The following is a 6,274-nucleotide window of genomic DNA, read 5'->3' as shown; positions in this document are numbered from 1 at the left end:
TATGGTTTTAATAACCTCTCCAATAACGTCAGGAGATACCGCCGGGCAACCAAAGCTGCGACCTAAACGACCAATCTGGTTAATCGTATTTTGGCTCACGTAATCGGCTGCATGTACTACAATTCCTCGTGCTAACGCTGCGTTATTAAAGCCTTCGTCTAACCCTTCTAAGCGTAATGAACGGCCATGTTTACCTACATAAACATCATCAGTAACATAAAAACCCAAACTGCTTTGGTGCGATTCGTTGGTGTTTGAAAAATGATTGGCCATATCATCACCACTGCCCTGGCCATGTGCTACCCAAGTGTTTAATAACAATTGGTTACTCAACATGTCTATTATCCACATACGCTTTTCGCGGCTTGATTTATTAAAATCAACCACCGTAATAACAGAGCTGTTTTGCGGTAATTTATTGGCTTGTTTAAGGTTTATATAGCCTGTAAGCGCTTTTTGAAACACTACTATATCTAAACCGGCCTGCTGTAACTTAGCCGTTTGATAAACCGTTGAAACATATTGCTCAAATATTTCCTTTGCTGATGAAGTTGTTGTTTTATTATTAGCTGTTAAATTTTTGTCGGTAATTGGGGTCCAGCTAATAAAACTTGTAGCGAAAGCCAAAAAGACGCATAATATCCACCAAAAATGTTTTCTCATACTTGTTGAGTTAATTTCAATAATTTAAATAACTGTTAGAAAGGTATTAGTGAGCTTTATTACAAATATACCTATTACTGCTTTATGATAAAATAGGTGATTGTAATTTAATTATCACAATAGTAAAATACTTTTCCAAATTATTAATTCAATACCACGTTATACGAAAAGAAGACACGGAAAGTTACAATATTATACCCATTTAACTTTTTCACTCAGGGGTATTTTACGCACACCTGCAAACTGTTCGTCTGTATAACCCAGGTATAATACGCCCATTACCTCGTCTTCGTCATTTAGTTTTAAAAACGTTTTCATGGCGGGTTTTAGTATCATGCCGCCGGTGCTCCAAAATGAAGCTATATTTAAAGCTGTTGCACCCAGCAATATATTTTGGATGGCTGCTGCCGTAGCAGCAATTTCTTCAAAGACAGGTATTTTAGGCAGATTACCGCGCTCCATTATAGCTACAATTACATGCGATACTTTGTCGCCCTGGGTATAAAAATTGGTATAGGAGGCTTCAATATAATTTGCTGCATCGGTATTTTGCTTATACATTTCAGCATGTTGATGACAAAAATCAGCCGGATTAGTATAAACAACAAACCGCCAGGGTTCGGTATAGCCGTGTGTAGGTGCCCAATCGGCCAGTTCTAAAAGTTGGCTAACCTGCTCATCAGGTATTTTACCCCCATTCATCATAAATGGCTTAATGGTGCGGCGATTTTTGATTATGGTTGATATGGTGGAAAAGTAGTCGGCCATTATAATTATTTTAAAATCTCGGCCACCTTACCTTTAAGCACCGACCTCATAAGGCCGCTGCCAACTGAGCTTGTTGAAAAACGTATTATATGATCTTTATCAGTCACCACATATATACTGGCAAGTGTACCCAGACAACTGATACATAATAAAAAAACTATTAAATAGTATTTCATGATGTACTAAAATTAATATATAGGCGGAAATTTTTCAGGGTTGCTTTCGCTCATCATACTGTACACCATTTCGATAATATCATCAACAGATGGTTTACTAAAATAATCGCCATCGCTGCCATAAGGCGGGCGATGATCTTTAGCTGATAGTGTTCTGGGCGGGCAATCTAAGGAGTAATAGCCTTTCTGCGACTCTAATACTTTTTGTAGTATATAGGCTGATGCTGCTCCCGGCAGGTCCTCATCAACAACCAGTAGCTTATTAGTTTTCTTTAAAGAGTTGCCACAAACGTTATCCGTATCAAAAGGATAAAGTGTTTGCGGGTCTATCACCTCGGCGTTGATACCTGATTTTTCTAACTCGTGCGCGGCTTCAATAACCAAACGTAGGGTTGAACCATAGGATATAATAGTAATATCAGTTCCTGATTTAAGTATTTCGACTTTGCCTAAAGGCACGGTAAACTCGCCTACGTTAGCTGGTAATTTTTCTTTTAACCGGTAACCATTTAAACATTCAATCACTAAAGCGGGCTCATCACCGCGCAGCAGGGTATTATACATGCCGGCAGCTTGTGTCATATCGCGCGGAACGCATATATGCAAGCCACGCATTGCACCTAAAATAACGCTCATTGGCGAGCCCGAATGCCATATACCCTCCAAACGATGGCCACGCGTACGTATAATAACCGGCGCCTTTTGACCTCCATAAGTACGATAGCTTAAACAGGCCAGGTCGTCGCTTATAACATTAATAGCATAAAGTAGATAATCTATATACTGGATCTCTGCAATGGGTTTAAGTCCGCGCATAGCCAGGCCTATCCCCTGCCCAATAATGGATGATTCGCGGATGCCGGTATCTGTTATACGCAAATCGCCAAATTTGTTTTGCAAGCCTGAAAAACCCTGGTTAACATCACCAATAGCACCCACATCCTCGCCAAAGGCAACAATGGTTTTATCGCGCTCAAAATTGGCTTCAAAGCAGGCATTTAACACCTCTCTACCGTCAACAAGCGGCGCATCATTAGCGTACTCAGCGTCTATAACAGGTACGTTTAGCGGAGAAGATGGTGTACCTGTAAATAACCGTGAATTATACATATCGCCGGTTATATCAGTATGTTTATTTAGCCAGTTTGTTAAAACTTGTCGTTCGTTGGTATTTTCTCTGGTCGTTAGGCGTAAAGCTTTACGTATAGCAGTAAAAACGTCTTTACGGCCCGGGTCAACGCATAAGCGTAACACTTCAGTAGCTTCCAGTATATCATCTTTAGCGGCTGATTGCTGTGCCAGTTCTTCAATTAAAGCCACAGCTTCGTTTAGTTCGGCTACTATATCTACGTTCATTTCATCCCATGCCTCGCGCTGACATTTACGTACGTGCTTTTTAGCAGCGTCTTCCAATTCGGTCAGGTCATCCTCCGTAACTATAGCCGACTCGATCATCCACTTGCGCATTTGCACCAGGCAATCGTATTCAATTTCCCACTCCAGGCGCTCTTTGCTCTTATATCTCTCGTGCGAACCGGACGACGAATGGCCCTGTGGTTGGGTCATTTCAACAACGTGTATCAATACAGGTACATGCTCATGCCTACATACCCCGATGGCTCGTTTATAAGTTTCGCACAGTGCTACGTAATCCCACCCCCGTACTTTAAATATCTCATATCCGTTAGTACCATCCTCACGCTGAAAGCCTTTTAAAACTTCGGATATATCTTCTTTTGTGGTTTGTAATTTGGCGGGGACCGATATGGCATAAGCATCATCCCATACAGAAATAGCCATAGGTACCTGTAATACACCTGCCGCATTAAATGATTCAAAAAACAACCCTTCAGATGTTGAACCATTACCTATACTGCCAAAAGCAACTTCGTTGCCATTGACCGAGAAATTGGTCATGTCCTTTAGTTCCGGGTTGTCACGATATAATTTAGAAGCATAAGCCAGCCCCAATAATCTTGGTATATGGCCACTTGTGGTTGAAATATCAGATGATGAGTTTTTGCTTTCGGCCTGGTTTATCCAGCTGCCATCAGCATTAACAAAACGGGTAGCGTAATGGCAATTCATTTGCCTCCCGGCTGACGCAGGTTCTTTTTCCACATCAGGGGTAGCATACAACTGGGCAAAAAATTCCTTAAGGTTGCTCATGCCCGTAGCAAACATAAAGGTTTGGTCCCGGTAATAGCCCGCGCGCCAATCGCCTTTTTTAAAAGCTTTGGCCATAGCCAATTGTGCCACTTCCTTGCCGTCGCCAAAAATGCCAAATTTGGCCTTACCGGTAAGCACTTCGCGGCGGCCAATTAAACTGGCCTGCCTGCTCTCGAAAGCTATACGGTAATCATTAATAACAATATTTTTGAAATCATCAAAACTGAGCTCGGCAACATCAAAATTACCGGCACCATGAATTTCAGTTTCGGGCATATTAAAATGGTTTAAGTTGTAAAATTAAAAAAAACTATGTTGTAATTGCATAGTACTATAAAAACATTCAATTATTAGTACGGGTCGATAAACCTTCCATAAACTATAATCGTATACACTATTATTGCTAAAATATATTAAATAACAAGAGGATATAATTTATTTTACATTAAACCTTATATATTTGTATTAATCAAACAATTGTTATGAAAAAACTAATGTTAATATGCGCTGTAGTTTTAGGCTTTGCCTTTACAGCATCTGCTCAAACAGATACTAAACCGGAATTTAAATTTAACGAAGAATCGCATGATTTCGGTAAAATACCTCAAGGAAAACCTGTAACTACTCAATTTGTATTTACCAATATTGGCGAAGAGCCGCTTATTTTAACCAATGTACAGCCAACTTGCGGCTGCACTATTGCTGATTATACTAAAACGCCGGTAAAAAAAGGTGATAAAGGTATTATCACTATTACTTATAACGCCGCAGCAACTGCACCATTTTCTAAAGGAATTGTTGTTACTTCAAATGCCAAAACACCACAAAAAACCTTAATTATTAAAGGCGAAGTTGTGGCAGCAGCGGCAGCAGCAAGTACCAGATAGAGTTTTAAGTTTTACCCTTGATTCTCTAAACGGAGAGGAAGGGTCATATAAACAGAAAAAGGCCCGAAAGTTCGGGCCTTTTTCTGTTTATACATATTTACCAATTACAAGTACCATCTTTTTATTAATTTTGCACCATGCCAAGTATATCCAAAAAGGGACAGCGAATGCCCGCTTCTCCTATTCGTAAATTAACACCTTTTGCTGATAAAGCTAAATCACAAGGTAAAACAGTTTACCATTTAAACATAGGTCAGCCTGATATTGAAACCCCTGTGGGTATGATTCAGGCTATTAAAAATATCGATTTTAAAGTTTGGGCCTATACCGCCTCAGAAGGGACGCTCTCTTACCGTAAACAATTAGCCAAATATTACAATAAAGTTGGCTATAACATTACTACTGATGATATTATTGTTACTGCAGGTGGCTCAGAAGCTATATCCATAACCTTCATGACTTGTCTGGACGCAGGTGACGAGGTTATTGTCCCGGAGCCTTATTACGCTAACTATAATGGTTTTGCCAGTCAAAACGATGTTATAGTAAGGCCCATTATGTCGTATATCGAAAATGGTTTTGCCTTACCCCCTATCAGCGAGTTTGAGCGAAACATAACCGACAGAACCCGCGCCATATTTATTTGCAGCCCTAATAATCCTACAGGTTACCTGTACAGTCGTGAAGAAATGGAAGCTTTGAAAGCTTTGGTTTTAAAACATGACCTATACCTGTTTGCTGATGAAGCTTATCGCGAATTTTGCTACGGCGATCAGCCTTTTGTATCGCCTATGCATTTAGACGGGCTGGAAGAAAATGTAATTATTATTGACACTGTTAGCAAGCGTTACAGCGCCTGCGGTGCACGCTTAGGATGCATCATTACCAAGAACCGTAAGTTTTGGGAAACGGCAATCAAATTTGCCCAGGCAAGGTTAGCCCCCGGTATGGTTGAACAAATAGCGGGCGAAGCTGCTATTGATACCCCTGATGAATACTTTGAACATGTTAAAGCTGAATATACCGCCCGCAGAAACACTATAGTTACCGCGCTTAATAAAATGGAAGGCGTTTATTGCCCCAACCCGGGCGGCGCGTTTTATGTAATGGCGCAATTGCCTATTGACGACTCGGACAAGTTTTGCCGGTGGATGCTGGAAGAATTTAGCTACCAGAACCAAACGGTAATGATGGCGCCCGCAACCGGTTTTTATAGCACCCCCAGCGCTGGTAAAAACCAGGTACGTTTAGCTTACGTGTTAAACAATACCGATCTAGAAAAAGCCATGGTTTGTTTGGCCGAAGCATTAAAAGTGTATCCGGGCAGAACAGTTAGTAGTTCGCGGTTGGCAGTAAGCATTAGTTAGTTAGCAGTTTTCGGTTAGCAGTTGGCAGAGTATTGTATGACTGTTATCTTCATCAAACTAAAAAATCGTATATTTGTTGTTCTACAATCTGCTACTGCAAACTGCCTTTTGGTAACTGCAAACTCAAAAATGGGGTCGACCGGAATTGACAGGATGGAGATAAGTAGGTAAGCATGCAGCGCGTTGGGTGAATTAGCGCTCTAATCAGAACACTCAAAATCACAAATGGCGAAAATAACTACGC

6 protein-coding genes are annotated in these 6,274 nt (G+C 40.7%); 2 read left to right on the top strand and 4 right to left on the bottom strand.

From position 1 onward, the window contains the following. The 4 genes from ABI367_RS11370 to ABI367_RS11355 form a co-directional block, all read right to left on the bottom strand. Positions 1-663: murein L,D-transpeptidase catalytic domain family protein (locus ABI367_RS11370; RefSeq protein WP_462230039.1), on the bottom strand; the 663-nt coding region annotated here is incomplete at its 3' end. Positions 664-855: 192 nt separating this feature from the next. Next, positions 856-1,431, bottom strand: coding sequence for a nitroreductase family protein (locus ABI367_RS11365; protein WP_462230037.1), 576 nt, complete (start codon positions 1,429-1,431; stop codon positions 856-858). Positions 1,432-1,436: 5 nt separating this feature from the next. Further along, positions 1,437-1,607 (bottom strand): hypothetical protein, encoded by a 171-nt coding sequence (locus tag ABI367_RS11360; RefSeq protein ID WP_462230035.1) that lies wholly within the window; start codon positions 1,605-1,607, stop codon positions 1,437-1,439. 12 nt (positions 1,608-1,619) lie between these two features. Next, positions 1,620-4,052 (bottom strand): alpha-ketoacid dehydrogenase subunit alpha/beta, encoded by a 2,433-nt coding sequence (locus ABI367_RS11355; protein ID WP_462230033.1) that lies wholly within the window; start codon positions 4,050-4,052, stop codon positions 1,620-1,622. Positions 4,053-4,258: 206 nt separating this feature from the next. On the opposite strand from ABI367_RS11355, the gene ABI367_RS11350 reads away from it, so the two are divergent. Both ABI367_RS11350 and ABI367_RS11345 read left to right on the top strand, forming a co-directional pair. Beyond that, on the top strand, positions 4,259-4,663 hold the full coding sequence (locus ABI367_RS11350) for a DUF1573 domain-containing protein (RefSeq protein WP_462230031.1): 405 nt from the start codon (positions 4,259-4,261) through the stop codon (positions 4,661-4,663). 137 nt (positions 4,664-4,800) lie between these two features. Then, on the top strand, positions 4,801-6,030 hold the full coding sequence (locus tag ABI367_RS11345; RefSeq protein WP_462230029.1) for a pyridoxal phosphate-dependent aminotransferase: 1,230 nt from the start codon (positions 4,801-4,803) through the stop codon (positions 6,028-6,030). Positions 6,031-6,274: the final 244 nt, after the last annotated feature.

Source organism: Mucilaginibacter sp. (genome assembly GCF_039935595.1).
In the GTDB taxonomy this organism is placed as follows: domain Bacteria; phylum Bacteroidota; class Bacteroidia; order Sphingobacteriales; family Sphingobacteriaceae; genus Mucilaginibacter.
Note: the sequence above shows the minus strand (reverse complement) of the source record. Positions and strands in the feature narration are given on the sequence as shown.

Excerpts from the sequence above, each read along its gene's own strand:
- ABI367_RS11365 (WP_462230037.1), bottom strand. The coding sequence starts at position 1,431 with ATGGCCGACTACTTTTCCACCATATCAACCATAATCAAAAATCGCCGC.
- ABI367_RS11360 (WP_462230035.1), bottom strand. The coding sequence starts at position 1,607 with ATGAAATACTATTTAATAGTTTTTTTATTATGTATCAGTTGTCTGGGT.
- ABI367_RS11355 (WP_462230033.1), bottom strand. The coding sequence starts at position 4,052 with ATGCCCGAAACTGAAATTCATGGTGCCGGTAATTTTGATGTTGCCGAG.
- ABI367_RS11350 (WP_462230031.1), top strand. The coding sequence starts at position 4,259 with ATGAAAAAACTAATGTTAATATGCGCTGTAGTTTTAGGCTTTGCCTTT.
- ABI367_RS11345 (WP_462230029.1), top strand. The coding sequence starts at position 4,801 with ATGCCAAGTATATCCAAAAAGGGACAGCGAATGCCCGCTTCTCCTATT.